This is a genomic window from Pseudacidovorax sp., assembly GCF_017991995.1.
Lineage (GTDB): Bacteria > Pseudomonadota > Gammaproteobacteria > Burkholderiales > Burkholderiaceae_C > Xenophilus.
Genome location: NZ_JAGOPN010000035.1, coordinates 1 through 24,290 on the forward strand (window position 1 = coordinate 1; position 24,290 = coordinate 24,290).

The 24,290-nt window shown below is 70.0% G+C and carries 20 protein-coding genes; 14 read left to right on the forward strand and 6 right to left on the reverse strand.

Annotated elements, in window-relative coordinates; all coding sequences use genetic code 11:
- Positions 1–483 precede the first annotated feature (483 nt).
- Complete coding sequence (locus KBC94_RS28545; protein WP_294378838.1) at positions 484–3,450, reverse strand: DNA topoisomerase III; 2,967 nt, start codon at positions 3,448–3,450, stop codon at positions 484–486.
- Positions 3,451–3,638: 188 nt separating this feature from the next.
- On the opposite strand from KBC94_RS28545, the gene KBC94_RS28550 reads away from it, so the two are divergent.
- The 3 genes from KBC94_RS28550 to KBC94_RS28560 are packed head-to-tail and all read left to right on the forward strand — an operon-like array spanning position 3,639 to position 5,351.
- Positions 3,639–4,304: an SET domain-containing protein-lysine N-methyltransferase gene (locus KBC94_RS28550; RefSeq protein WP_294378840.1), complete on the forward strand. Its 666-nt coding sequence runs from the start codon at positions 3,639–3,641 to the stop codon at positions 4,302–4,304.
- Positions 4,304–5,113, forward strand: a complete 810-nt coding sequence (locus KBC94_RS28555; RefSeq protein ID WP_294378842.1) for a biotin--[acetyl-CoA-carboxylase] ligase — start codon at positions 4,304–4,306, stop codon at positions 5,111–5,113. Before KBC94_RS28550 ends, KBC94_RS28555 begins: the two co-directional genes overlap by 1 nt.
- A gap of 7 nt (positions 5,114–5,120) precedes the next feature.
- The gene (locus KBC94_RS28560) at positions 5,121–5,351 is read left to right on the forward strand and encodes a sporulation protein (RefSeq protein ID WP_294378844.1); all 231 of its coding nucleotides are present in this window, start codon (positions 5,121–5,123) and stop codon (positions 5,349–5,351) included.
- A gap of 11 nt (positions 5,352–5,362) precedes the next feature.
- Here the strand turns inward: KBC94_RS28560 and KBC94_RS28565 are convergent, their stop codons facing one another.
- From KBC94_RS28565 to KBC94_RS28575, 3 genes are all read right to left on the reverse strand, one after another.
- A complete protein-coding gene (locus tag KBC94_RS28565) occupies positions 5,363–6,898 on the reverse strand; it encodes a sensor histidine kinase (RefSeq protein WP_294378846.1) in 1,536 nt (511 codons plus the stop codon).
- A 103-nt stretch (positions 6,899–7,001) separates the two neighbouring features.
- A complete protein-coding gene (locus tag KBC94_RS28570) occupies positions 7,002–7,676 on the reverse strand; it encodes a response regulator transcription factor (RefSeq protein ID WP_076507056.1) in 675 nt (224 codons plus the stop codon).
- Positions 7,677–7,702: 26 nt separating this feature from the next.
- Positions 7,703–8,182, reverse strand: coding sequence for a MarR family winged helix-turn-helix transcriptional regulator (locus tag KBC94_RS28575; RefSeq protein ID WP_294378850.1), 480 nt, complete (start codon positions 8,180–8,182; stop codon positions 7,703–7,705).
- 127 nt (positions 8,183–8,309) lie between these two features.
- On the opposite strand from KBC94_RS28575, the gene recA reads away from it, so the two are divergent.
- Both recA and recX read left to right on the forward strand, forming a co-directional pair.
- Positions 8,310–9,365 (forward strand): recombinase RecA, encoded by a 1,056-nt coding sequence (recA, locus tag KBC94_RS28580; protein WP_294378852.1) that lies wholly within the window; start codon positions 8,310–8,312, stop codon positions 9,363–9,365.
- A 168-nt stretch (positions 9,366–9,533) separates the two neighbouring features.
- Positions 9,534–9,989, forward strand: a complete 456-nt coding sequence (recX, locus tag KBC94_RS28585; RefSeq protein WP_294378873.1) for a recombination regulator RecX — start codon at positions 9,534–9,536, stop codon at positions 9,987–9,989.
- Positions 9,990–10,085: 96 nt separating this feature from the next.
- Here recX and KBC94_RS28590 read toward each other — a convergent pair whose 3' ends face one another.
- Complete coding sequence (locus KBC94_RS28590; RefSeq protein ID WP_294378854.1) at positions 10,086–12,197, reverse strand: carboxypeptidase regulatory-like domain-containing protein; 2,112 nt, start codon at positions 12,195–12,197, stop codon at positions 10,086–10,088.
- A 356-nt stretch (positions 12,198–12,553) separates the two neighbouring features.
- Here KBC94_RS28590 and KBC94_RS28595 point away from each other — a divergent pair, with 356 nt between their 5' ends.
- From KBC94_RS28595 to KBC94_RS28630, 8 genes are all read left to right on the forward strand, one after another.
- Entirely contained in the window at positions 12,554–13,492 is a 939-nt protein-coding gene (locus tag KBC94_RS28595; RefSeq protein WP_294378856.1) for a MurR/RpiR family transcriptional regulator, read from the forward strand.
- A complete protein-coding gene (locus KBC94_RS28600; protein ID WP_294378858.1) occupies positions 13,489–14,463 on the forward strand; it encodes an isoaspartyl peptidase/L-asparaginase family protein in 975 nt (324 codons plus the stop codon). Before KBC94_RS28595 ends, KBC94_RS28600 begins: the two co-directional genes overlap by 4 nt.
- Before the next feature lie 6 nt (positions 14,464–14,469).
- Positions 14,470–16,359, forward strand: coding sequence for a dipeptide ABC transporter ATP-binding protein (locus tag KBC94_RS28605; protein WP_294378860.1), 1,890 nt, complete (start codon positions 14,470–14,472; stop codon positions 16,357–16,359).
- A gap of 54 nt (positions 16,360–16,413) precedes the next feature.
- Complete coding sequence (gene gsiB / locus KBC94_RS28610; RefSeq protein WP_294378862.1) at positions 16,414–17,961, forward strand: glutathione ABC transporter substrate-binding protein GsiB; 1,548 nt, start codon at positions 16,414–16,416, stop codon at positions 17,959–17,961.
- 246 nt (positions 17,962–18,207) lie between these two features.
- Entirely contained in the window at positions 18,208–19,131 is a 924-nt protein-coding gene (gsiC, locus tag KBC94_RS28615) for a glutathione ABC transporter permease GsiC (RefSeq protein WP_114801611.1), read from the forward strand.
- A gap of 38 nt (positions 19,132–19,169) precedes the next feature.
- Positions 19,170–20,093: a glutathione ABC transporter permease GsiD gene (gene gsiD, locus KBC94_RS28620; protein ID WP_294378864.1), complete on the forward strand. Its 924-nt coding sequence runs from the start codon at positions 19,170–19,172 to the stop codon at positions 20,091–20,093.
- 68 nt (positions 20,094–20,161) lie between these two features.
- Positions 20,162–21,238, forward strand: a complete 1,077-nt coding sequence (locus KBC94_RS28625) for a P1 family peptidase (RefSeq protein WP_294378874.1) — start codon at positions 20,162–20,164, stop codon at positions 21,236–21,238.
- Between the two features lie 76 nt (positions 21,239–21,314).
- Positions 21,315–22,148, forward strand: coding sequence for a M55 family metallopeptidase (locus tag KBC94_RS28630; RefSeq protein WP_294378866.1), 834 nt, complete (start codon positions 21,315–21,317; stop codon positions 22,146–22,148).
- A gap of 5 nt (positions 22,149–22,153) precedes the next feature.
- On the opposite strand, the gene argC is transcribed toward KBC94_RS28630, so the two are convergent.
- The gene (gene argC / locus KBC94_RS28635; RefSeq protein ID WP_294378868.1) at positions 22,154–23,077 is read right to left on the reverse strand and encodes an N-acetyl-gamma-glutamyl-phosphate reductase; all 924 of its coding nucleotides are present in this window, start codon (positions 23,075–23,077) and stop codon (positions 22,154–22,156) included.
- A 191-nt stretch (positions 23,078–23,268) separates the two neighbouring features.
- On the opposite strand from argC, the gene sucC reads away from it, so the two are divergent.
- The coding region (sucC, locus tag KBC94_RS28640; protein WP_294378871.1) for an ADP-forming succinate--CoA ligase subunit beta at positions 23,269–24,290 on the forward strand (1,022 nt) is incomplete at its 3' end.

Sequence of the window (24,290 nt, forward strand, 5' to 3'; positions counted from 1 at the left end):
TGGAAACCAAACCATACAAGCCTGTCGAAGCCTCGCGTGTCAGGGTTGTGATGACGCGGGCCAGAACGACTGGGCCTTTGCGCCGCGCGCCGCTCTGCCCTTCGACAGGCTCAGGGCGAACGGATTTGCGGCGGGGGCGCAATCCCGGCCGTTCAGGCACAGCGTCCAGGCGGAGGATGCCGGTGTGCGTGCGGAGGTGCCATTCGCGGCGCCGTGCAGTGCGGCAGGCGCGTCGGTGGAAAGCGAGCACCCTCCCAGCGCAACAAGTCGGTCAGCGCGAGCGTGCACCGGGAGCGCGCATGCCGGCGTCCTCCGCCGGGTTAGCGCCCATCCCACCCGCGCACCCCGCCCTGCCACGCACGCCACGCCACATCGCGCCACGCCACGATGCACGAACCACGAACCGCGGTCCAAAGCTCATGACGTACGCCGTCGAGAACCCGCCCCGGACAGACCGGGACAAGGGCCCGGAACTCTCCAACCTCAGCCTTCCAGGTTCTTCCCCACGATCCCGGCCAGATCGAACATCGACACCTGGTCGCGACCGAACAGCGGACGCAGCTTGTCGTCGGCGTTGATGGCGCGCTTGTCCTTGGCGTCCTGCAGGCCGTTGGCCTTGATGTAGTCCCACAGCTTCTTGATGACCTCGGGCCGGGCCACCGGCTCCGGACCGATCACCGCCGCGAGCGCCGCACTGGGCTGACGGCCCGCGGCGGCGCTGGTCTTGCGCGGGGCCTTGGGGGCAGCCGCCTTCTTGGCGGCCGGCGCCTTGGCCGCGGTCTTTGTCGCACTCTTTGCAGCCGCCTTTTTGGTAGCCGGCGCGCGGGCCGGCGCGGCCGAAGCCGTCTTGCGCGGCGGGAACTTGGAGGTGCGCGGCTCGAACTCGAACGTGACCTTGCCCTCTTCCGCATTCCAGGCCAGGAAGGCCTTGAACGACCGGCGCGTGCGCATGCTCACGAACTTGTCGAGCAGGTCCGTCTTGCCGGTGGCCAGCAGCTTGCGCATCTGCTCCTCTTCCACCGGCTGCTGCAGGATCACCTTGCCGGTCTTGAAGTCGCAGCTGGGCGTGGGATGGTCGGCCGTGGGCACCGAGCGCTCGCACACATAGTTGGCGCCCAGCTCGTGCACACCCGCACCGCACTTGGGGCAAGGGCCCAGCGAAGGCGCGGCGCCGAAGTCGATGATCTCGCCGGTCTCGGCCGGGTCCTTGCCGTCGTCGCCGAAGTCGAACTCCAGCTTCCAGTTGTTGTCCTCGTCGCTGTGCTTGAGCACGATCTCGGCCACGAAAGGCCAGCCGGCCTTGGAGCGGAAGCCTTCCAGCGGGCCGATGTGCTTGTTGGCCACCAACTGCTCGGCCTCGGCCAGTTCGAAGGTGCGGCCGGCGGGCGACTTGGTGAAGGAGAAGCCGCAGGCGTCCTGCCCGCTGCCCGACTTGCCGGTGCAGGCGAAGCGCCGGTAGTTCTCGCGCACGATGCCACCGCAGTTGGGGCAGGGTGCCGACAGCGTGGCGTAGTCGCCGGGCACAGTGTCGCGGTCGTATTCCTTGGCCTTGCGCACGATGTGCTCGGTCATGCGGGCGATCTCGCGCATGAACTCGTCGCGGCTCAGGTGGCCCTGCTCCATCTGCGCGAGCTTGTATTCCCACTCGCCGGTGAGCTCCGGCTTGGAAAGCTCTTCGACGCCCAGGCCGCGCAGCAGCGTCGTCAGCTGGAAGGCCTTGGCGGTGGGGATCAGCTCGCGGCCCTCGCGCAGCATGTACTTTTCGTTGAGCAGGCCTTCGATGATGGCGGCGCGGGTGGCCGGCGTGCCCAGGCCCTTCTCCTGCATGGCCTCGCGCAGCTCGTCGTCGTCCACCAGCTTGCCGGCGCCTTCCATGGCGCCCAGCAGCGTGGCTTCGCTGTAGCGGGCGGGCGGGCGGGTCTTGAGGGCCTTGACCTCGGCGCTCTCGGTGTCGACCTGCTCGCCGGGCTTGACCGGCACCAGCGTCTTGCCGTCCTTGTCATCGTCGTCCGTGGCGGCTTCCTTGCCGTAGATGGCCAGCCATCCCGGCTTGACCAGCACCTTGCCGTCGGAGCGGAAGCTGTGCTTCCTGCCCGCGGCCTCCACCGTGCTGATGCGGGTCGTGACCTGGAATTCGGCGCTGGGGAAGAACACCGACAGAAAGCGCCGCACCACGAAGTCGTAGAGCTTCTGCTCAGCCTCCGACAGGCCGCTGGGCGCCTGCAGCGTGGGAATGATGGCGAAGTGGTCCGACACCTTGGCGTTGTCGAACACGCGCTTGGTCGGCTTGACGTAGTTCTGGTCGATGGCCTGCTGCGCGAAGGGCGCCAGGTGACGCATGCCGCTGTTGGCGAGCATGCCCAGGGTGTCCTTCACCACGGGCAGGTAGTCCTCGGGCAGGGCGCGCGAGTCGGTCCGCGGATAGGTCAGCGCCTTGTGCCGCTCGTACAGCGACTGGGCCAGCGCCAGCGTGGTCTTGGCCGAGAAGCCGAAGCGGCTGTTGGCCTCCCGCTGCAGCGAGGTCAGGTCGAACAGCAGCGGGCTGGCCTGGGTGGTGGGCTTGCTCTCTTCGGTGACGGTGGCAGGCCGGCCGCGCACGGCCTCGGCGATGGCGCGGGCCTCGGCCGCGGTCCACAGGCGGTCGGCGCGCTGCTCGGGGTCGGGCTCACCATTGGGAAGCAGCGGCGCGTTGGCCTTCTTCCAGGCCGGGTCGAAGTACTTGCCCGGGTACTGGCCGGCCTGCGCCTGGAAGACGGCATGGATCTCCCAGTAGTCGCGGCTGACGAACTTGCGGATCTGTTCCTCGCGCTCGACCACGATGGACAGCGTGGGCGTCTGCACCCGGCCCACGGTGGTCAGGAAGAAGCCGCCGTCGCGCGAGTTGAAGGCCGTCATGGCCCGCGTGCCGTTGATGCCCACCAGCCAGTCGGCCTCGGAGCGCGAGCGGGCGGCGTCGGCCAGACCCTGCATCTCGCGCTCGGAGCGCAGGCGGTCGAAGCCGTCGCGGATGGCCTGCGGCGTCATCGACTGCAGCCAGAGCCGGCGGATCGGCTTGCCCAGCGGCTTGGCGCCGCCGGCGTACTGCTCGATCAGCCGGAAGATCAGCTCGCCCTCGCGGCCCGCGTCGCAGGCGTTGACCAGCTGCGTCACGTCCTTGCGGCGCGCGAGGCGCACCACGGCGTTGAGACGGCCCTTGGTCTTGTCCACGGGCTTGAGGTCGAAGTGCGGCGGGATCACCGGCAGGTGGGCGAAGCTCCACTTGCCGCGCTTGACGTCGTACTGCTCGGGGGCCTGGATTTCCACCAGGTGGCCCACGGCGCTGGTCACGACGTAGTTGTCGTTCTCGAAATGCTCGTCGTGCTTGTCGAACTTGCCGGACACGGGCGTGAGCGCGCGCACGATGTCCTGCGCCACCGACGGCTTTTCCGCTATCACCAAGGTCTTCGTCATCTGGAAATCTCTCATGGGCAAGAGCCGCCAGGGGCCCGGACGGACCGGCACCTTCGGGGACAAAACACCGGCGCCCACGATGGACGGCGGTGGCCGGCGACGCGCCGGACGGCTCTCTATACTCTGCGCCTCTCGCGCACGTGCGCATGCGCGCACATGTGCACATCTCAAGCTATCAGAACTCGGCGATGCCCTCCAAATCCCCTTCTTCGCCCGCACCCACTGCCGGCCGCCGCATCCAGACACGGCGCTCCGGCGTGCATGGCAAGGGGGTGTTCGCGACGCAGGACATCGCCGCCGGCGAGCTGGTGATCGAGTACACCGGCGAGGTCATCAGCTGGAAGGAGGCGCTGCGGCGCCATCCGCACGATCCGGCCCAGCCCAACCACACCTTCTACTTCCACATCGATGACAAGCATGTGATCGATGGCAAGGTGCACGGCAACTCGGCCAAGTGGATCAACCACTCCTGCGGGCCCAACTGCGAGACCGAGGTCGAGGACGGCCGGGTGTTCATCCGCGCCCTGCGCGATATCGCGGCGGGCGAAGAGCTCAACTACGACTATGGCCTGGTGATCGACTCGCCGTACACGCCCGAGCTGCTGGCCGACTTCCCCTGCTGGTGCGGCTCGCCCGACTGCCGCGGCACGCTGCTGGCACCGCCGGATGACGCCGAGGCCGTGCCCGGCAAGGGCGCCAGGAAGAAGGACAAGAAGGCGAAGAAGGCCAAGTCCGGCAAAAAGGCCGTCAAGGCCGAAAAGTCCGCAAAGACGGCGAAGTCGGGCAAGAAGGCCACCAAGAAGGCGGATGCCGACGGCAAGGCCCGCAAGAAGAAGGCGAAGGACAAGGCCTGATGGCCGCCATGGCATCGGTCTGGCCCGTCGACGCGCTGCAGCAGGCCCTGGCCGCGCAGCTACCCAGCCTGAGCGTCGAGGTGGTGGACGAGATAGCCTCCACCAACACCGAGCTCATGCGCCGCGCCCGTGCCGGCGACACCCGCGCCGTGCTGCTGGTGGCCGAGCGCCAGACGGCTGGCCGCGGGCGCCTGGGCCGGCAATGGGAAAGCGGTGAGCCGCAGGCGCCTGCCGCCTCGCTCACCTTCTCGCTGTCCCTGCCGCTGACGCCGCGCAGCTGGTCGGGCCTGTCGCTGGCCGTGGGCGTGAGCGCCGCCGAGTCGCTCGATCCGCTCGGCACGGCCGGCGTACAGATCAAGTGGCCCAACGACCTGTGGGTGCAGGACCGCAAGCTGGCCGGCATCCTGATCGAGACCGCGTCCACCGGCCATGCCGCGGCGGGACCGCGACAGGTGGTCATTGGCATCGGCATCAACATCGGCCCGCGGCCCGCCGACGCCATGCGCACGCCGCCGGCCTGGGTGCGCCAGTGGGCGTCACAGGCCGAGCCGGCCAGCGTGCTGCTGGCCGTGGCACCGGCGCTGCTCGCCGAGGTGCTGCGCTTCGCCGACGAGGGGTTTGCGCCCGTCGCGCCGCGCTTTGCGGCGCGCGACGCCCTGCTGGGCCGCGACGTGCACCTGAGCGACGGCACCGCCGGCCATTGCGAAGGCGTGGCGCCGGGCGGCGAGCTGCGCATCGCCACCACTGCCGGCCTGCGGCTGGTCGATAGCGCCGAGGTCAGCGTGCGGCCCTTGGGCCAGGCCTTCTGAGCGGCCCATGGTCCTGCGCCTGATCGTCCTTGTCCTGCTGCTGGCCAACGCCGGCTACTTCCTGTGGGCCCGCGGCGACCTGGCAGGCTTTGGCCTGGTGCCCGCCAGCCTTCACGAGCGCGAACCGCAGCGCCTCAACACGCAGATCCGGCCCGAGCTGCTGGAGGTGCGACCCGCGCCGGCCGACGCGCCGGCGGCCCCGGCACCCGAACCCGCCAGCTCCTCACCGGCCCGCTGAGCGGCCCTGTGTCAGCCCTCCGGGGGCTCTGTGTCGAAGCGCACGGTGAAGCGCGTGCCCGGCGGATGCTGCCCCGGATGCGCCTCCTGCAGGAGCACCTGCGCCCGGTGCTGGCCGGCGATCTCGCGCACGATCGGCAGGCCCAGGCCCGAGCCATCGGCCTCGTTGCCCAGCACGCGGTAGAACGGCTCGAACACCAGCTCGCGCTCGGCCTCGGGGATGCCGGGGCCGTTGTCCTCCACCTGAAGCAGCAACACATGGCCGAAAGGGTCGGCCAGCACGCGCGCCGTGATCACGCCGGGGCGCGCCGGCGTGGAGCTCGTGTAGTTGATGGCGTTGTCCAGCAGGTTGCGGATCAGCTCGCGCAGCAGGGTGGGGTTGCCCGGCAGCGTCACGCCGGCCGCGCCGGGCTGGGCGCCGTCGTAGCCCAGGTCCAGGGACTTGTCCATGGCGCGCGGCAGCAGCTCGCGCACGGCGTCGATGGTCAGCCGCGCCAGATCGCAGGGCTGGCGCGCCAGCACGCCGGCACCGCCCTCGGCCCGCGCCAGCGCCAGCAGCTGGTTGACGGTGTGTGTGGCGCGCATGCTGGCGCGGCCGATCTGCTTGAGCGACTGCTTGAGCTCGTCGGCGTTGGCGCCCTCGCGCTGGGCCAGGTCGGCCTGCATGCGCAACCCCGCCAAAGGCGTCTTGAGCTGGTGGGCCGCATCGGCCAGGAAGCGCTTCTGCGTGCCGATGGAGTCGCGCAGCTTGGTCAGCAGCTCGTTGAGCGAGGACACCAGGGGCGCCACCTCCAGCGGGATGGCGGTGGCGTCGATGGGCCGCAGGTCGTCGGGCTGGCGGTCGCGGATGCGGTCTTCCACCACCGACAGCGGCTTGATGCCGCGGGCCAGCGCGATCCACAGCAGCATCACGCCCAGCGGCACCAGCGCGAACTGCGGCAGCAGCACGCCGGTGATGATCTCGCGCGCATGCGCGGCCTGGCGCGCGCGGGTCTCGGCCAGTTGCACCAGCAGCAGGCCGGCACCGTCCGCGTCCTCGGGTTCGGTGATGGTCTCCGGCAGGTCCGACGCCCCTTCGGTGGCCAGCGCGATGCGGCCGGTGGGGGCCAGGCCCGCATTGCCCGGACGCACCCACAGGTGGGCGATGCGCACCTCGCGGCCCTGCATCTGGCCGTCGTCGATGTAGACCACGCCGGGCACGGGCGTCTGGGCCAGGTGCGGCCCGGGCAGCCCCCCGGTGCCGGCCAGCCGCCGGCCCTGGGCATCCAGCACCTGGAACCAGACGCGATCGTCCTCGCTGCCGCGCAGCACCTCGGTGACCAGGGGCGGCACGTCGGGCGCGCGGCCCTGGGCGGCGGCGCGCGCGGCTTCGGCGGCGATCAGCCGCACGCCGTGGGCCAGGGCCCGGTCGTAGGGCGCGTTGGCGATGCCCTGCGCCACCAGCCAGGTCAGGCCGATGCTCAGCAGGATGAGCACGATGGCCGGCGCCAGCAGCGAATCGAGGATCTCGCCGAAGAGGGAGTTCTGGGCGCGCTGGAAGAGCTTCATGCCGGGGTGTCGAAGGATGGCGTTCCCGCCGGTCGGGCCGCGGGCGGCGCGGTGGTCGACGGCATGCGACGCAGGCGGCGGACGCCTGTCGGTGCAGCCCGCATCAGCCGTCGATCTTTTCCAGGCAATAGCCCAGGCCGCGCACGGTGGCGATGCGGATCGGACCCTTCTCGATCTTCTTGCGCAGCCGGTGCACGTAGACCTCGATGGCGTTGAAGCTCACCTCCTCGCCCCATTCGCACAGGTGCTCCACCAGCTGGTCCTTGCTGACCAGGCGGCCGGCGCGCTGCAGCAGCACCTCCAGCAGGCCGAGTTCGCGTGCCGACAGCTCGACCATCTTGCCGTCGATGGTGGCCACCCGGCCGGCCTGGTCGTAGACCAGCGGCCCGTGCCTGATGGCGTTGCTGGTGGCGCCCATGCCGCGGCGCGTGAGGGCGCGCACCCGCGCCTCCAGCTCCTGCAGCGAGAAGGGCTTGGCCATGTAGTCGTCGGCGCCATGGTCCAGGCCCTTGACGCGTTCCTCCACCGAATCGGCGGCGGTGAGCACCAGCACCGGCACCTGCGAGCCGCGTGCGCGCAGGCGCTTGAGCACCTCCAGCCCGTGCAGCTTGGGCAGGCCGAGGTCGAGGATCAGCAGGTCGAACTCGTTGTTGGTCATGAGCGCCGCATCGGCCTGCGGGCCGGTGGCCACATGGTCGACGGCCGCGCCCGAGGTGCGCAGGCTGCGCAGCAGGGCATCGGCAAGCACCTGGTCGTCTTCGGCGATGAGGATGCGCATGGGGGCTCTCTGGAGGGTGGCGGATTCTAGGAGCCGCAATACGCTTCGAGCCCCAGGGCAACCACGGTCGCGACCTCCTCGCCCACGCTGGCGCGGAACTCGGCCTCGGCCCGCGCGACGCAGCGGCGGAAGGCTTCCAGCCAGGCCAGGCCGTCGGCGGTGAAGACGATCCGCCGGGCCCGCGCGTCCAGCGGATCGGCCTCGCGCCGCACCAGGCCCCAGGCCTCGCACTGGTCCACCAGCGCGCCCATGGCCTGCTTGGTCATGCCGGCCGACTCGGCCAGCTCGCCCAGCCGGGAGCCGCCGCGCGCCAGGTGGCGGGTGATGTGGATGTGCGCCGCCGTCACCTGCTGGCGTGCCGCCAGGTTGGACAGCGCCAGCGGCACGTCCACGTCATGGGCCATCAGCTCGTAGACGCGCGCGTCGAAGCGCCGCATGGCATGGCCCAGCAGGCGGCCCAGGTGGGTCTGGCGCCAGTCGTCGTCCGTTCGCTCTGGAAGGTCCATGATCGATAGTAAGCCAAACTGACGAAAAAATGGCTTGGCAGAAAAATACCCGCCCCTACACTACTGTTCAAGCATCCAGCCTGTAGTTCAAGACAGGCACCCATCCACACACCTCAAGGAGTCACCCATGGACGCACCCGTCAAGGCCGCCAACAGCGAAAAGGCCAAGGCCCTGCAGGCCGCACTGGCCCAGATCGAGAAGCAGTTCGGCAAGGGCACCATCATGCGCCTGGGCGAGGGCGAGAAGATCGAGGACATCCAGGTCGTCTCCACCGGCTCGCTGGGCCTGGACATCGCGCTGGGTGTCGGCGGCCTGCCCCGCGGCCGCGTGATCGAGATCTACGGCCCGGAATCGTCCGGCAAGACCACGCTCACGCTGCAGGTCATCGCCGAGATGCAGAAGCAGGGCGGCCAGTGCGCTTTCGTGGATGCGGAGCATGCGCTGGACATCCAATATGCCCAGAAGCTGGGCGTGACCGTGTCGGACCTGCTGATCAGCCAGCCCGACACGGGCGAGCAGGCGCTCGAAATCGTCGACAGCCTGGTGCGCTCGGGCGCCGTGGACCTGATCGTGGTCGACTCGGTGGCCGCACTCACGCCCAAGGCCGAAATCGAGGGCGAGATGGGCGACAGCCTCCCCGGCCTGCAGGCCCGCCTGATGAGCCAGGCGCTGCGCAAGCTGACCGCCACGATCAAGAAGACCAACTGCATGGTCATCTTCATCAACCAGATCCGCATGAAGATCGGCGTGATGTTCGGCAGCCCCGAGACCACCACCGGCGGCAATGCGCTGAAGTTCTACGCCTCGGTGCGCCTGGACATCCGCCGCACCGGCACCATCAAGAAGGGCGACGAGGCCATCGGCAACGAGACCAAGGTCAAGGTGGTCAAGAACAAGGTGAGCCCGCCCTTCAAGACGGCCGAGTTCGACATCCTGTTCGGCGAAGGCATCAGCCGCGAGGGCGAGATCATCGACATGGGCGTCACGGCGCGCATCGTCGAGAAGTCGGGCGCCTGGTATGCCTACAACGGCGAGAAGATCGGCCAGGGCCGCGACAACGCCCGCGAGTTCCTGCGCGAGAACCCGGCCCTGGCCGTGGAGATCGAGAACAAGGTGCGCGAGAGCCTGGGCATCAGCCTCCTGCCCACCGACGGCGTGGTGGACGCGCCCGACGCGGAGTAAGCCGGCATGTGGAGGGCGTCCGGGCGCCCCCGCGCCCCGGACGGGCGCGCCCCGCAGGACGACACGCCGCCCGACCGCACCGCCGGCCTGCGCCAGGCCCGTGGCCCGCGGACACCGGCCACGGACGGCGCGGCCGACGCGGAGGCTGCGCCTGCGCGCCGGCGGCCCGTGCTGTCACTCAAGGGCCGCGCCCTGCAGCTGCTCAGTCGCCGCGAGCATTCACGGCTGGAACTGGAGCGCAAGCTGGCCGCGCACGAGGCCGAGCCGGGCGAGCTGGCCCGGGTGCTTGACGAACTGCAGGCGCGCGGCTTCATCGACGAGCAGCGGGTGATCGATTCGCTGCTGCACCAGCGCGCCGGGCGGCTGGGCGCCAGCCGCCTGCGCCAGGAACTCGCCGCCAAGGGAGTGGACGCCGAGGCCGCCGCCCACGCGCTGGCCGGGCTGAAGGAATCCGAGCCCGAACGCGCCCGCGCCCTGTGGCTGCGGCGCTTCGGCGCGCCCCCGGCCGACGCCCGCGAGCGGGGCCGGCAGATGCGCTTCCTGATGGCGCGGGGCTTCTCGGCGGAGGTGGCGGCGCGCGCCATGCGCGCACCGCCCGACGAGGACGAGGCCGACGGGCGCTGAAGCCCCGGCACGGCGGCTGCCTCGGCGCCGCGCATCGGGACGCGGACGCGCCGCCAGACCGGCGCGCCCCGCCGCCCGCTCGGCGGGCAACCCGCCTCACTGCAGCTTGTAAAGCCCAATCAGCTTGCTCACACCCACCTGCCGCGCGTTGCGCGCGTAGAACTGCAGGCTGTTGATGGTGGTGCCCTGCGCATATTGCGTGGGATCGCCCGCATCGCAGTGCTTGTCGCCGACCGACTGGGACGAGCAGCCGATCACCACCGTGCGCTGAGTGCTTCGCACCGTGGCACTGTCGTTGAAGCGGTTGCCCTGCTGGCCGGCGACGGTGCTGCCGAAGGGCGCATAGCCGTAGACGGTGATCGAGGTCGGCGCCAGCGCGCCGGCAGGCACGATCCAGCCATCGGTGCCGCCGGTGGCACTGATGTCCACCACGTTGCGCTCGTTCTGCGAGGGCGCGCCGAACAGGACGTAGCCGGTCGCGGCCGTCTCGGCGACCAGCTCCGCGCGGCTGCTGTCGGGCAGCGAAGGCATCGGCAGCTGGCGCAACTCGCCGATGGTCAGGGCACGCGACAGGGTGCGGTAGCTCTGCTCCACCGAGGGCTTGCTGGTGTCGGCATGGAAGAAGGTCATCGTCCAGCGACCCTGGTTGCCATAGGCGCGGATGTCGTCCTCGCTGGCCTGCGGATCGACGAAATAAAGGCTCGCCTCGCGGTCGGCAGGATTGCCGGCCGTCGTGCTGGAGCCGTACTCGCCGCGCACGCGCAGCACCGAGGTGCCGGTCGGCGTGCCGTCGCCGCGCTGGATCACCAGGAAGGACAGCCCCGCCTGCGGCACATAGGTGAGCGTCTTGCCGCTGGGCGTGAGCACCTCGACCCGGCTGAAGACGGGATTGCCGCTGCCGTCGGTGCGGTTGTTGATGTTGATGTCGTAGCCCGTGCCGTAGGAGCTGTAGGCCGGCGAATTGAGCAGGTCGCGGTGCTGCGCGTAGGGCGTGACGCTGGCCGCGTAGTCGTAGCCGTTGCCCACCAGCTTGAGCGCGCCATCCACCTGGCGGACCGCCAGCGTGTCGAAATCGCTGTTGCCCTGGGCGTCTTCCCAGCGGTAGCTCAGCACCAGATCGCCATTGCCCCGCACGAAGGCCACGTTGCCCCGACCGAAGGTCATGCCGGTGGCGCCGCTGCGGAACAGGCTGGCCCAGGCGCCGTTGTTGTTCGCGTTGCGGCCCACGCGCTGGCCGCTCTGGTAATAGGTGGCCGGGTCGTCGCTCAGGAACAGCTGCCGGCAGGCCGGCGCCACCACGTCGGCCGCCCCGCCCACGGCCGCCCCGCTGTCGCTGGAGGCAGTGCCCACGCGCTGGGTCAGCGGCAGGGCATAGCAGGCCGTGATGCGCTGCATCAGCGCGGCCACCACATCGGGCGACGGCAGCTGCGCCACCTGCACGTTGGCGGGCAGCGCAGGAATCGCCGTGTCGCTGCTGCGGAAGCTGATCGCCACCGGCACGCCATCGGCCGTCTTGACCGTGATCTCGATGTTCGCCGCCGTGCCGTCGGCACGGCTGCTGACGCTGAGCGCGTCCAGCAGCTTGTCCTGACCGGTGCCATCGGCCACCAGCGTGTCGGTCAGCGGATTGGCGGCGCTCACGCCCAGTGCGGCCAGCACGGGCTGCAGCGCCGCGTTGAGCTGGGCGACCTGGAGGGCCAGGGCCTCGGCGGTGATCGGCGCGGGACTGGCCGTCAGGCTGTCCGGGTTGCCGTCGGGCGCCAGGCGCGAGACCACGACCGTGGTCAGCGGCGTGACGTTGGCCGTGCCTTCGACCTTCACCGCCGCGCTGTAGAGCACCTCGTCGTCGCGCGAGACGCGCACCAGCAGCGGCGCCTGCGTGCCCGCCGGCAGGACGCAGCTGTAGCCGCCCTGGGCCTGGGTCTCGGTCGAACAGACCACTTGGCCGCCCGCATCGGTCACCCGGACGACGGCACCCGCGAAGGGGGCGCCGGTGGCCGCCACACCCGTGAGGACGGTGGCGGCCGGGACGGGCGCAGGGGCCGGGGCCGGCGCAGCGCCATTGCCCGAGCTGGTGGGCAGCAGCGCGAAGCCACCCCCGCCTCCGCCGCCACCCCCGCAGGCGGACAGCGCGCAGACCAGGACGGTCGAGGCCAGCCACACGGGCCGGCGGGAAAAGGAAGGGAATTCGGACAGGGACACACCCATGGATCGGCTCCTCATTGAATGAACGATTGGTGATGGCGCGCGGCCGCGGAGGCGGCGCGCCGGCGGGCTCGGCCTTTGTAGGGATTCGGTCCGCAGGGGGCATCGCCAGAATTGGTGACGCGGGCGGGCGCTCCCATGAACGAGGGAGCCGGCGTCCACACATCGGCAAACAACGACACACAGCGAGGGGAAAGCGCAACGATCGCTGAAGTGCACCCGCACGCTGGCAGCCCAAGCGGCGTGCTCCGGCTCTGCAACCGCTGGTCCGAAGCTTGCTGCAGGCACACGAAAACGATCAAAAGTTTTCTTCGGATGCACCAAGCGTGTAAATTCGCTTTCAAATCCGCCCCATTTCCGTGCTCACCCGTTCTGTCCCCGCCTCGTCAGCGCCCCATGGCACCCATTCCGTCGCCCAGCGCATCGCGCAGGCGCGGCCGCAGCTGTCGCGCCTGCATCGGCAGGTGGCGGATGTGGTGCTGGCCCAGCCGCTGCAGGTGGCCACGCTCTCCATCGACGAGCTGGCGGCGCGCGCGGGCGTGTCGGTGGCCACGGCCAACCGCTTCGCGCGGGCGCTGGGTTTCGACGGCTACCCGGCCTTCCGGGCCGAGCTGGTGCACGGCTTCGAGGCGCTGCTGGCGCCGGTCGAACAGTTGCGCAGCCAGGTCGAGTCCGGCCCGGCCAGCGCGGCGGACGCGTTCGCCAGCGCGCTGGAGGAATGCCGCCAGAACATCGAGGGCACCCGCCAGGCACTCACGCCCCAGGCCTGCGAGGCCGCCGTGGCGCTGCTGCGCGAGGCACGCACCATCTACATCGCCGGCTACGGCGCCAGCGCGTGGCTGGGTGGGCTGCTCCAGCACGGGCTGGAAACCCATTGCGGCGACGTGCGCCTGCTGGCCAGTGCCGCGGGTGCCACCCACGCCGCGCGCGCACTGGCCCGCAGCACGCCGCAGGACCTGGTGGTGGCCATCAGTTTTCCCCGTTACCTGGCCGACACGGTCGCGCTGGCCGAACAGGCGCGCGCCCGCGGCACGCCGGTGCTCGCCATTACCGACCATGCGGCATCGCCCCTGGCGCCGCTGGCCGACGTGGCTCTCTTCGCCCAGGCCCGTAGCCGCTTCCGTGCCAACTGCGAGAGCAGCGCCCTGGCGCTGATCGAGGCGCTGATCATTGCCCTGTCGCTGCAGAGCCGCGAAGCGCTGCAGGCCGTTCGCGGCACGGCCGAGGCCATCGCGCCGTGGATCTGGAACACCCGCACCGGCCGCCGCGGCGTCGACCCCAAGGACCTTTCCGCATGACCCTTCCCGCCCTCGCGCTGCACGGCGGCGCCGGCACCATCACGACCGCCAGCCTGAGTGCCCAGGACGCCCTCGGCTACCACCAGGCACTGCACGACATCGCCACCGCCGCCCAGGCGCTGCTGCTGGACGGCGGCAGCGCGCTCGACGCCGTCTGCCTGGCCGTGCAGATGCTGGAGGACTGCCCGCTGTTCAACGCCGGCCACGGCGCCGTGTTCACGCATGCCGCCACGCACGAGCTGGACGCCGCCGTGATGGACGGCCGCGACCTGCGCGCGGGCGCCATCGCCGGCGTGAGCCGGCTGCGCAATCCGGTGCACACGGCGCGCGCCGTGATGGAGGACGGCGCCCATGTGCTGCTGGCCGGCGCCGGTGCCGAGGCCTTCGCGCAGGAGCGCGGGCTGGCCTTCGTCGACCCCAGCTACTTCTCCACGCCCATGCGGCGCGAGCAGCTGGCGCGCGTGCGCGACGCCGGCCGCGTGGTGCTGGACCACGACGGCGCCTCAGCCGTGGCCGAGGCTTCCGGGAAGCCGCGCACGCCGCTGGACGAGGACCGCAAGATGGGCACGGTCGGCGCCGTCGCCGTCGACCGGCACGGCCACCTGGCCGCCGCCACCTCCACCGGTGGCATGACCAACAAGCGCGTCGGCCGAATCGGCGACTCGCCGCTGATCGGCGCCGGCACCTATGCCGACGACCGCTATGCAGCGATCTCCTGCACCGGCAGTGGCGAGATGTTCATCCGCACCGCCGCCGCCTACGACGTCTGCGCGCGCATGCGCTATGCCGGCCAGTCGCTGGCCGACGCGGCTGACGCGGTGGTCCACCAGAGCCTGCCTGCCCTGGGCGGCACCGGCGGGCTGATCGCCGTGGACCGTCATGGAAACCTCGCCCTGCCCTTCAACACCGAGGGCATGTACCGTGCCTACGTGCGCGGCGCCGACGCGCCCGTCACCGCCATCCACCGCTGAATCCCCATGAGCACTGCCATTGCCGAGGCGCCCGCCGCCACCCGCGCGGGCGTCGCCCTTCCCGAAGGCCGCGTGCTGCAGGTCGACGACCTGAGCGTGCGCTTCGCCACGCGCGAGCGCACCGTCGATGCGGTCAAGCACCTGGGCTTCCACGTGGACCGCGGCGAGACGCTGGCCATCGTGGGCGAGTCGGGCTCGGGCAAGTCCGTCACCTCGCTGGCGCTGATGCGGCTGGTCGACTACGGCGGCGGCCACATCCTGAACGGGCGCATGGCCCTGCGCCGGCGCAATGGCGAGGTGCTGGACCTGGCCCAGGCGTCGCAGGCCACCATGCGCGGCATCCGCGGTGCGGACATCGCCATGATCTTCCAGGAGCCGATGACCTCGCTCAACCCCGTCTTCACCGCCGGGGACCAGATCGCCGAGGCCATCGCCATCCACCAGGGCAAGAGCCAGACGGCCGCCCACGCCGAGGCGCTGCGCATGCTGGAGCTGGTGCGCATCCCCGAAGCGCGCGAGGTGCTGCGCCGCTATCCGCACCAGCTGTCGGGCGGCATGCGCCAGCGCGTGATGATCGCCATGGCGCTGTCGTGCAAGCCGCAGTTGCTGATCGCCGACGAGCCCACCACGGCGCTGGACGTGACCATCCAGGCGCAGATCCTGGCGCTCATCGCCGAGCTGCAGCGCGAGATGCAGATGGGCGTGGTCTTCATCACGCACGACATGGGTGTGGTGGCCGAGGTGGCCGACCGCGTGCTGGTGATGTACCGCGGCGACAAGGTCGAGGAAGGCCCGGCGGCGCCGCTCTTCGCGGCGCCCGCCCATCCCTACACCCGCGCCCTGCTGTCGGCCGTGCCGCGGCTGGGCGCCATGCAGGGCACCGACCGGCCGGCGCCTTTCGAGCTGCTGCGCGTGGATGCGGCGGACGAGGCTGCTTCGCCCCGGCCCGAGCACGACACCGTGCGCCACGACGCCGAGCCCCTCCTGCAGGTGCGCGACCTGGTCACGCGCTTTGCGCTGCGCGGCGGCTGGCTGCAGCGCGTGACGCGCGAGGTGCATGCGGTGGAGAAGGTGAGCTTCGACCTGCGCGCCGGCGAGACGCTGGCGCTGGTGGGCGAATCGGGTTGCGGCAAGAGCACCACCGGCCGCTCGCTGCTGCGCCTGGTGGAGAGCCAGCGCGGCAGCATTCGCTTCGACGGCCGCGACGTGCTGGCGCTCAAGCCGGCCGAGGTGCAGGCGCTTCGGCGCGACATCCAGTTCATCTTCCAGGACCCGTATGCCTCGCTCGATCCGCGGCTGACCGTGGGCTTCTCGATCATGGAGCCGCTGCTGGTGCACGGCCTGGCCACGCGCGACGAGGCCCGCGCCCGCGTGGAGGCGCTGCTCACCCGCGTGGGCCTGGCGCCCGAGCATGCGCAGCGCTATCCGCACGAGTTCTCCGGCGGCCAGCGTCAGCGCATCGCCATCGCGCGGGCCCTGGCGCTGCAGCCCAAGGTGGTGGTGGCGGACGAGGCCGTGTCGGCGCTGGACGTGTCGATCCAGGCGCAGATCGTCAACCTGATGCTCGAGCTGCAGCGCGAGATGGGCATGGCCTACCTCTTCATCTCGCACGACATGGCGGTGGTGGAGCGCATCGCCCACCGTGTGGCCGTGATGTACCTGGGCCGCATCGTGGAGATCGGCCCGCGCCGCGCGGTGTTCGAGAACCCGCAGCATCCCTACACCCGCAAGCTGATGAGCGCGGTGCCGGTGGCCGACCCGTCGCGCCGCCACCAGCCGCGGGCGCTGCTGCAGGGCGAGATCCCGAGCCCCATCTTCCCGGCCGGCCATGAGCCCGACGTGCCGCCGCTGGTGCAGGTCGGCCCCGATCATTTCGTGGCGCCGCCGCAGGGCTGACGCCCGGTGCGCCTTTCCCTTTTCCGTCCCCCTCGTCTTCTGAAGGAGCTTCGCATGCAACAACAGCGTCCCCACCGCATCGCCGCCGCCCTGGCCCTGGCCGGGCTGGCGGGCTTCGCCGCCTCGGCCCACGCCGCCAAGGACATCGTCGTGGCCGTGCAGTCCAACTTCACCACCACCGACCCCTACGATGCCAACGACACGCTGTCGCAGGCGGTGGCCAAGTCCTTCTACCAGGGCCTGTTCGGCTTCGACAAGGACATGAAGATGCAGCCGGTGCTGGCCACCGGCTACACCGTCAGCAAGGACGGCCTGGTCTACACGGTCAAGCTCAAGACCGGCATCAAGTTCCACGACGGCACCGACTTCAACGCCGAGGCGGTGAAGGCCACCTTCGACCGCGTGACCAACCCGGACAACAAGCTCAAGCGCTACAACCTGTACAAGAACATCGCCAAGACCGAGGCGGTGGACCCGACCACGGTGCGCTTCACCCTGAAGGAAGCCTTCTCGCCCTTCATCAACTCGCTGGCCCATCCCTCGGCGGTGATCATCTCGCCGGCCGCGCTGGCCAAGTACGGCAGCAAGGGCATCGCGCAGAACCCGGTGGGCACGGGCCCGTTCAAGTTCGTGGAGTGGAAGTCCACCGACTACCTGAAGGTCGCCAAGTTCGACGGCTACTGGCGCAAGGGTTACCCCAAGATCGACTCGATCACCTGGCGTCCGGTGGTGGACAACAACACCCGCGCCGCGATGATGCAGACCAACGAGGCGCACTTCGCTTTCCCGATGCCGCCCGAAGCGGCTGCCACGCTGCAGGCCAAGCCCAGCCTGGAGGTGACGAGCGCCCCGTCGATCATCCAGCGCTACATCTCGATGAACGTGCAGCAGAAGCCCTTCGACAACCCGAAGGTGCGCGAGGCGATCAACTACGCGATCAACAAGGAAGCCCTGGCCAAGGTGGCGTTCTCGGGCTACGCGATCCCGGCCGAAGGCGTGCTGCCCAAGGGTGTGCAGTACAACACCAAGCTCGGCCCCTGGCCCTATGACCCGAAGAAGGCGCGCGAGCTGCTGAAGGAGGCGGGCTACCCCAACGGCTTCGAGAGCACGCTGTGGAGCGCCTACAACTACAGCACCGCGCAGAAGGTGATCCAGTTCGTGCAGCAGCAGCTGGCGCAGGTCGGCATCAAGGTGCAGGTGCAGGCGCTGGAGGCCGGCCAGCGCGTGGAGCGCGTGGAGAGCGCACAGGACCCGGCCACCGCGCCGGTGCGCATGTACTACGTGGGCTGGTCCTCCTCGACCGGCGAGGCCGACTGGGCGCTGCGCCCGCTGCTGGCCTCGGAGTCCTTCCCGCCCAAGCTGTTCAACACGGCCTACTACAAGAACGAGCAGGTCGATGCGGACATCCAGAAGGCGCTGGTGACCACCGACAACACCGAGAAGGCCAAGATCTACGCCGATGCGCAGCAACGCATCTGGAAGGACGCACCCTGGGCCTTCCTGGTGACCGAGCAGCTGCTGTCGGTGCGTGCGCGCAACCTGGCGGGCTTCTATGTGATTCCGGACGGCAGCTTCAACTTCGACGAAGTGGAACTCAAGTAACACCCCCGTTGCTTGAGCACAAGGCCCTCCCCGTTGCTTGCTCACTTCGTGTAGCTGCCTACCCCTCAAGGGGCGCACCCGGCAGCCCGGCAAAGCCGGTTCCGCGGGTGCACTGGCGGGGCCTGCTCCGCGGCCGCTTGATCTTTGAAAGTGCGCTTCAAGTGCCGCGGCGCGGTCCGCCGCCACCCGCGCCTTTCATCTGCCTGAGCCCGTACCGCGCTTCCTGCCTGAGCCACCTGTATCTCCATGCTCCACTACGTCGTCCGCCGCCTGTTCGGCCTTGCTCCCACGCTGCTGATCGTGGCCGTGCTGGTCTTTCTGTTCGTGCACCTGTTGCCCGGCGATCCGGCGCGGCTGGCCGCGGGCGTGGACGCAAGCCCGGAAACGGTGGAACTGGTGCGCCAGGACCTGGGTCTGGACAAGCCCCTGCCCCAGCAGTTCGTCGCCTTCTTCAACCGCCTGCTGCATGGCGACCTGGGCACCTCGCTGCGCACCAAGCGACCGGTGTCGGAAGAGATCGGCGCACGCTTCATGCCCACCTTCTGGCTGACGGTCACGAGCATGGTGTGGGCCACGCTGTTCGGCATGGCCATCGGCATCGCCTCGGCCGTGTGGCGCAACCAATGGCCCGACCGGCTGGGCATGGCCCTGGCCGTCTCGGGCATCTCCTTTCCGGCCTTCGCGCTGGGCATGCTGCTGATGCAGCTGTTCTCGGTGCAGCTGGGCTGGCTGCCCACCGTGGGCGCCGACTCGTGGCGCCACTACATCCTGCCTTCGCTCACGCTGGGCGCGGCCGTGGCGGCCGTGATGGCGCGATTCACCCGCGCCTCCTTCATCGAGGTGATCGGCGAGGACTTCGTGCGCACCGCCCGCGCCAAGGGCGTGCCCGAGTCGTGGATCCTGTTCAAGCACTGTCTGCGCAATGCGCTGATCCCGGTCGTGACCATGATGGGCCTGCAGTTCGGCTTCCTGCTGGGCGGCTCCATCGTGGTGGAGGCCGTCTTCAACTGGCCCGGCCTGGGCCGCCTGCTGGTGGACGCCGTGGACATGCGCGACTACCCGGTGATCCAGGCGCTGGTGCTGCTGTTCTCGCTGGAGTTCATCCTCATCAACCTGGTGGTGGACGTGCTCTACGGCCTCATCAACCCGGCCATCCGCTTCGGCAAGTGAGCCGGACTGCCGATCCCACGCAGGCTTCGCATCGCACCATGTCCTCCTCGTCCTCCCTTCCCGCCTCCGACACCTCGGCCGCGGCCGCCGCGGCCAGCGGCGCGCCGCTGGCGGTGCGCTCGCCCTGGTCCGAGTTCTGGCGCAAGTTCAAGCGCCAGCCGATGGCGCTGGCCGCCCTCGCCTTCATCGTGCTGCTGGTGGTGGTGGCCGTGCTGGCGCCGTGGATCTCGCCCTACGATGCCGAGAACTTCTTCGACTACGACCGGCTCAACACGCCACCCTCGGCCGCGCACTGGTTCGGCGTCGATCCGCTGGGTCGCGACATCTTCAGCCGCATCCTGATGGGCGCGCGCATCTCGCTGGCCACGGGCTTCGTCTCCGTCGCGCTGGGCGCGGTGGTGGGCACCGCCCTCGGCCTGGTGGCCGGCTTCTATGGCGGCTGGTGGGACCGGCTGATCATGCGCATGTGCGACGTGCTGTTCGCCTTCCCCGGCATCCTGCTGGCCATCGCGGTGGTGGCCATCCTGGGCAGCAGCATGACCAACGTGGTGGTCGCGGTGTCGGTGTTCAGCGTGCCGGCCTTCGCGCGGCTGGTGCGCGGCAACACGCTGGCGCTGAAGAACCTGACCTACATCGAGGCCACGCGCAGCATCGGCGCGGGCGATCTGACGATCCTGCTGCGCCACATCCTGCCCGGGACGCTGTCGGCCATCGTCGTGTACTTCACCATGCGCATGGGCACGTCGATCATCACGGCGGCCAGCCTGTCCTTCCTGGGCATGGGTGCGCAGCCGCCCACGCCCGAGTGGGGCGCGATGCTCAACGAGGCGCGGGCCGACATGGTCAACGCGCCGCATGTGGCGCTGTTCCCGTCGCTGGCCATCTTCTTCACGGTGCTGGCCTTCAACATGCTGGGCGACGGCCTGCGCGACGCGCTGGACCCGAAGATCGACCGGCTGTGAGCCTCCGTCCGGTCACGAACGAAGGCGCTCGCGTCTGCGCCACCGGCCAGCTGGCGCGCGGCCCGGTGCTGCCGCACATCGGCGCCCTGCCCGCGGGTGCCCGCAATGCCATCACCGACGTGGCCGGCGTCATGGTTGGCCATGCCACACTGGACGATCCAGAGCAGGAGGTGCACACCGGCGTCACGGTCGTGCGTCCGCATGCCGGCAGCCCCTACCTGCAGCGCGTGCCGGCCGGCGTGGCCGTGCTCAACGGCTTCGGCAAGAGCCTGGGGCTGATGCAGGTGGAAGAACTGGGCGTGCTGGAGTCGCCCATCGCCCTGACCAACACCTTTGCCGTCCCCGCCGTGGCCGAGGCACAGATGCGCCAGTGCATCGCGGCCCATCCCGAATGCGGCAGGGGCTGGCCCTCGCTGAATCCGCTGGTGCTGGAGTGCAACGACGGCTTCCTGAGCGACATGCAGCGCTTCGCCGTGGGTGAGGCCGACTACCTCGCCGCCTGGCAGGCCGCGACTACGGGCTTCGCGCAGGGCGCGGTGGGTGCGGGGCGCGGCATGTCGTGCCATGGGCTCAAGGGCGGCATCGGCAGCGCATCGCGGCGCATCGCCGACGAGACGGGCACGCTGCGCTGGACGGTCGGCGCGCTGGTGCTGAGCAACCAGGGACGGCCGGAGCAATTGCAGGTGGCAGGCCGGCCGCTTGGCGCCTGGCTGCAGCAGTCCGGCGCGCTGGCGCCGGCGACAGGCCCGGAGCGCGGCTCCATCCTGATGCTGCTGGCCACCGACGCGCCACTGGACGCGCGTCAGTTGCGCCGCCTGGCCCTGCGCGCCGGAGCCGGCCTGGCGCGTACCGGCTCGGTGTTCGGCCACGGCAGCGGGGACATCGCGCTGGCCTTGTCGACCGCCTACACGCTGCCGCAGCTTGCCGCCCAACCCATGCCGGCCGTCGCGCTGCTGCACGATGCGCGGCTCGACTCTTTCTTCCAGGCCGCGGCCGACAGCGTGGAGCAGGCCATCCTGTCCTCGCTGTGGCATGCGTCGACGCTGCGCGGCCGCGCGGGCCATGTGCGGCGCGGCCTGGGCGAACTGCTGGCCGACTGGCCGGCGGATGCGTTCACGCGTTCGCTGCTGCCGGTCTCGGCATGAGGCACGCATCCGCCCTTTCCTCCTGCCGACACCGCATCGGACGATGGTCGACTCCTTGCGCGAAGCGCCCGAACCCATGACCCACACCATCCTCATCTCCGTCGACATCGAAGGCGTCGCGGGCGTCTTCCATCCCGAGCAGACACGACCCGGCAACGGCGAGTACGAACGCGCCCGGCTCTGGATGACCGACGAGGCCAACGCCGCCATCGCCGGCGCCTTCGACGGCGGAGCCGAAGCCGTGGTGGTGAACGACTCGCACGGCAGCTTTCGCAACATGCCGGCGGCCAGGCTGGATCCGCGCGCCAGCATCGTGCAGGGCAAGCCGCGCTATCTGAGCATGGTCGCCGGCGCGGAACGGCCCGGCACCGCGGGCGTGTGCATGGTGGGTTACCACGCCCGCGCGCATGCGCCGGGCATCCTGGCCCACACCATCAACAGCGGCGCCTTCGCCGGCATCCGGATCAACGGCGAGTGGCAGAGCGAGGCCACGCTCTACGGCGCGCTGGCGGGCGAGTATGGCGTGCCCGTGCTCATGGCCAGCGGGGACGATGCCTTCATCGCGGAGACGACACCGCGGCTGCCCGGGACGGTCTTCGTGCAGACCAAGGAGGCGACGGGCATGAACAGCGGCGTCTCGCTGTCGTCCGAGGCCGCCTGCGCGGCCATCCGCGAAGGCGTGGCGCGCGCCGTGGCGACGGCCGCCGATGCCCGGCCCGCACCGCTGCGCGTGCCCGGGCCGCTGAACGTGGAACTGCACACCCAGACGCCGGCCCATGCCGACCTGTTCTGCCAGTGGCCCAGCTTCGAACGGGTGGACGGCACCGTGCTGCGCTTCGACGCCCCCACCATGGAGGCGGCGGTGCGCATGCTCAACTGCTGCTCGGCGATGGCGATGATGCTGCGCTGAGGGGCTCAGACCCCCAGCATCAGCCGCATGTTCTGCACCGCCGCCCCGCTCGCGCCCTTGCCCAGGTTGTCCAGGCGGGCGATGACGACGGCATGCCGATGGTCTTCGTTGGGGAAGACGCGGATCTCGAGGTCGTTGGTGTCGTTCAGCGCCTGCGGCTCCAGCTTGCCGTCTTCCGTCGGCGGCAGCACCTTCACGTACTGCTCGGGCGTGTTGCTCTTCGCGTAGTGGGCGGCCAGCGCGTCGTGCAGGTCGGCCGCCGTGGGCTTGCCGGGCAGCGCGTCCAGGTGCAGCGGCAGATTGACCAGCATGCCCTGGCGGAAGTTGCCCACCGAGGGGATGAACACCGGCCGCGCCGTGAGGCCGGTGCAGGCCATGATCTCAGGGATGTGCTTGTGCTTGAGGCCCAGCGCGTAGGTCTCGAAGGCCGGCGCGGTGCCCGCCTCGTAGGCCTCGATCATGGTGCGGCCGCCGCCCGAATAGCCGCTGACCGCGGGCAGCGCGATGGGATGGTCCTTGGGCAGCAGGCCGGAATCGACCAGCGGGCGCACGATGGCGATGGCGCCGGTGGCGTAGCAGCCGGGGTTGGCCACGCGCTCGGCGGCCTTCACCTTGGCGGCATGCCCCTCGGTGAGTTCAGGGAAGCCGTAGACCCAGCCCGGCGCCACGCGGTGCGCGGTGGAGGCGTCGATGATGCGGGGCTTGCGGCCGCCCAGGCCGTCGATCAGCGCCACGGATTCGCGGGCCGCATCGTCGTGCAGACAGAGGATGACCAGATCGACAGCCGCCATCAGGTCGCGCTTGGCGGCGGCGTCCTTGCGCAGTTCGGGGGCGATGCTAACGAGCTCGATGCCGGGCATGCCGGTGAGCCGTTCGCGGATCTGGAGGCCGGTGGTGCCGGCCTCGCCGTCGATGAAAACCTGGGTCATGGCGGGATCCTCGATGGGGTGTTCTCCCCATGGACAGTGGGAAGACTACGTGATCGCCACAACGGCGCGAGGCCGCCATGACGCGGCGCACCATGATACATTCGCGGGCTGCTCCGCCGCTCCCGGCCGGCCGGCTGGCGTGGCCTGCGGACAACAGCACCTCCCATCCTCCGTTCCGAGAGACTCTTTCCATGAAGATTCACGAGTACCAAGGCAAGGAACTCCTTGCCAAGTTCGGCGTGCCTGTGCCGCGCGGCATTCCGGCGTTCACCGTGCAAGAAGCGGTCGAGGCCGCACAGAAGCTGGGCGGCCCCGTGTGGGTGGTGAAGGCCCAGATCCACGCCGGCGGCCGCGGCAAGGGCGGCGGCGTGAAGGTCGCCAAGTCGATCGAGGACGTGAAGGCCCGCGCCACCGACATCCTCGGCATGCAGCTGGTCACGCACCAGACGGGCCCCGAAGGCCAGAAGGTCCGCCGCCTGTACATCGAAGACGGCGCCGACATCCAGAAGGAGTACTACCTCTCCGCCGTGACCGACCGCGGCACGCAGAAGGTGGCCTTCATCGCCTCCAGCGAAGGCGGCATGGACATCGAGGAAGTGGCGCACAGCACGCCCGAGAAGATCGTCAAGGTCTTCGTCGACCCGCTCACCGGCATGACCGACGAGCTGGCCAAGGAACTGGCCAAGGGCATCCAGCTGCCCGCCGACTCCGAAGCGCAGTTCATCGACGTCTGCAAGAAGCTCTACACCTGTTACATGGAGACGGACGCCTCGCTGGTCGAGATCAACCCGCTCAACCGTGACAGCAAGGGCAACATCATCGCCCTGGACGCCAAGTTCAACTTCGACGCCAACGCGCTGTTCCGCCATCCCGAGATCGTCGCCCTGCGCGACCTCGACGAGGAAGATCCCGCGGAAATCGAGGCCTCCAAGTTCGACCTGGCCTACATCAGCCTGGACGGCAACATCGGCTGTCTGGTGAACGGTGCCGGCCTGGCCATGGCCACCATGGACACCATCAAGCTGTTCGGCGGCGAGCCGGCCAACTTCCTGGACGTGGGCGGCGGCGCCACCCCCGAGAAGGTCACCGAGGCCTTCAAGATCATGCTGAAGAACAAGAACGTGAAGGCCATCCTGGTCAACATCTTCGGCGGCATCATGAAGTGCGACACCATCGCCACCGGCGTGATCACCGCCTGCAAGGCCGTGAACCT

Excerpts from the sequence above, each read along its gene's own strand:
- gsiD (WP_294378864.1), top strand. The coding sequence starts at position 19,170 with ATGTCCTCCTCGTCCTCCCTTCCCGCCTCCGACACCTCGGCCGCGGCC.
- KBC94_RS28545 (WP_294378838.1), bottom strand. The coding sequence starts at position 3,450 with ATGACGAAGACCTTGGTGATAGCGGAAAAGCCGTCGGTGGCGCAGGAC.
- KBC94_RS28550 (WP_294378840.1), top strand. The coding sequence starts at position 3,639 with ATGCCCTCCAAATCCCCTTCTTCGCCCGCACCCACTGCCGGCCGCCGC.
- KBC94_RS28565 (WP_294378846.1), bottom strand. The coding sequence starts at position 6,898 with ATGAAGCTCTTCCAGCGCGCCCAGAACTCCCTCTTCGGCGAGATCCTC.
- gsiB (WP_294378862.1), top strand. The coding sequence starts at position 16,414 with ATGCAACAACAGCGTCCCCACCGCATCGCCGCCGCCCTGGCCCTGGCC.
- KBC94_RS28600 (WP_294378858.1), top strand. The coding sequence starts at position 13,489 with ATGACCCTTCCCGCCCTCGCGCTGCACGGCGGCGCCGGCACCATCACG.
- KBC94_RS28555 (WP_294378842.1), top strand. The coding sequence starts at position 4,304 with ATGGCCGCCATGGCATCGGTCTGGCCCGTCGACGCGCTGCAGCAGGCC.
- gsiC (WP_114801611.1), top strand. The coding sequence starts at position 18,208 with ATGCTCCACTACGTCGTCCGCCGCCTGTTCGGCCTTGCTCCCACGCTG.
- recA (WP_294378852.1), top strand. The coding sequence starts at position 8,310 with ATGGACGCACCCGTCAAGGCCGCCAACAGCGAAAAGGCCAAGGCCCTG.
- KBC94_RS28630 (WP_294378866.1), top strand. The coding sequence starts at position 21,315 with ATGACCCACACCATCCTCATCTCCGTCGACATCGAAGGCGTCGCGGGC.
- argC (WP_294378868.1), bottom strand. The coding sequence starts at position 23,077 with ATGACCCAGGTTTTCATCGACGGCGAGGCCGGCACCACCGGCCTCCAG.
- KBC94_RS28575 (WP_294378850.1), bottom strand. The coding sequence starts at position 8,182 with ATGGACCTTCCAGAGCGAACGGACGACGACTGGCGCCAGACCCACCTG.
- KBC94_RS28560 (WP_294378844.1), top strand. The coding sequence starts at position 5,121 with ATGGTCCTGCGCCTGATCGTCCTTGTCCTGCTGCTGGCCAACGCCGGC.
- KBC94_RS28590 (WP_294378854.1), bottom strand. The coding sequence starts at position 12,197 with ATGGGTGTGTCCCTGTCCGAATTCCCTTCCTTTTCCCGCCGGCCCGTG.
- KBC94_RS28605 (WP_294378860.1), top strand. The coding sequence starts at position 14,470 with ATGAGCACTGCCATTGCCGAGGCGCCCGCCGCCACCCGCGCGGGCGTC.
- KBC94_RS28570 (WP_076507056.1), bottom strand. The coding sequence starts at position 7,676 with ATGCGCATCCTCATCGCCGAAGACGACCAGGTGCTTGCCGATGCCCTG.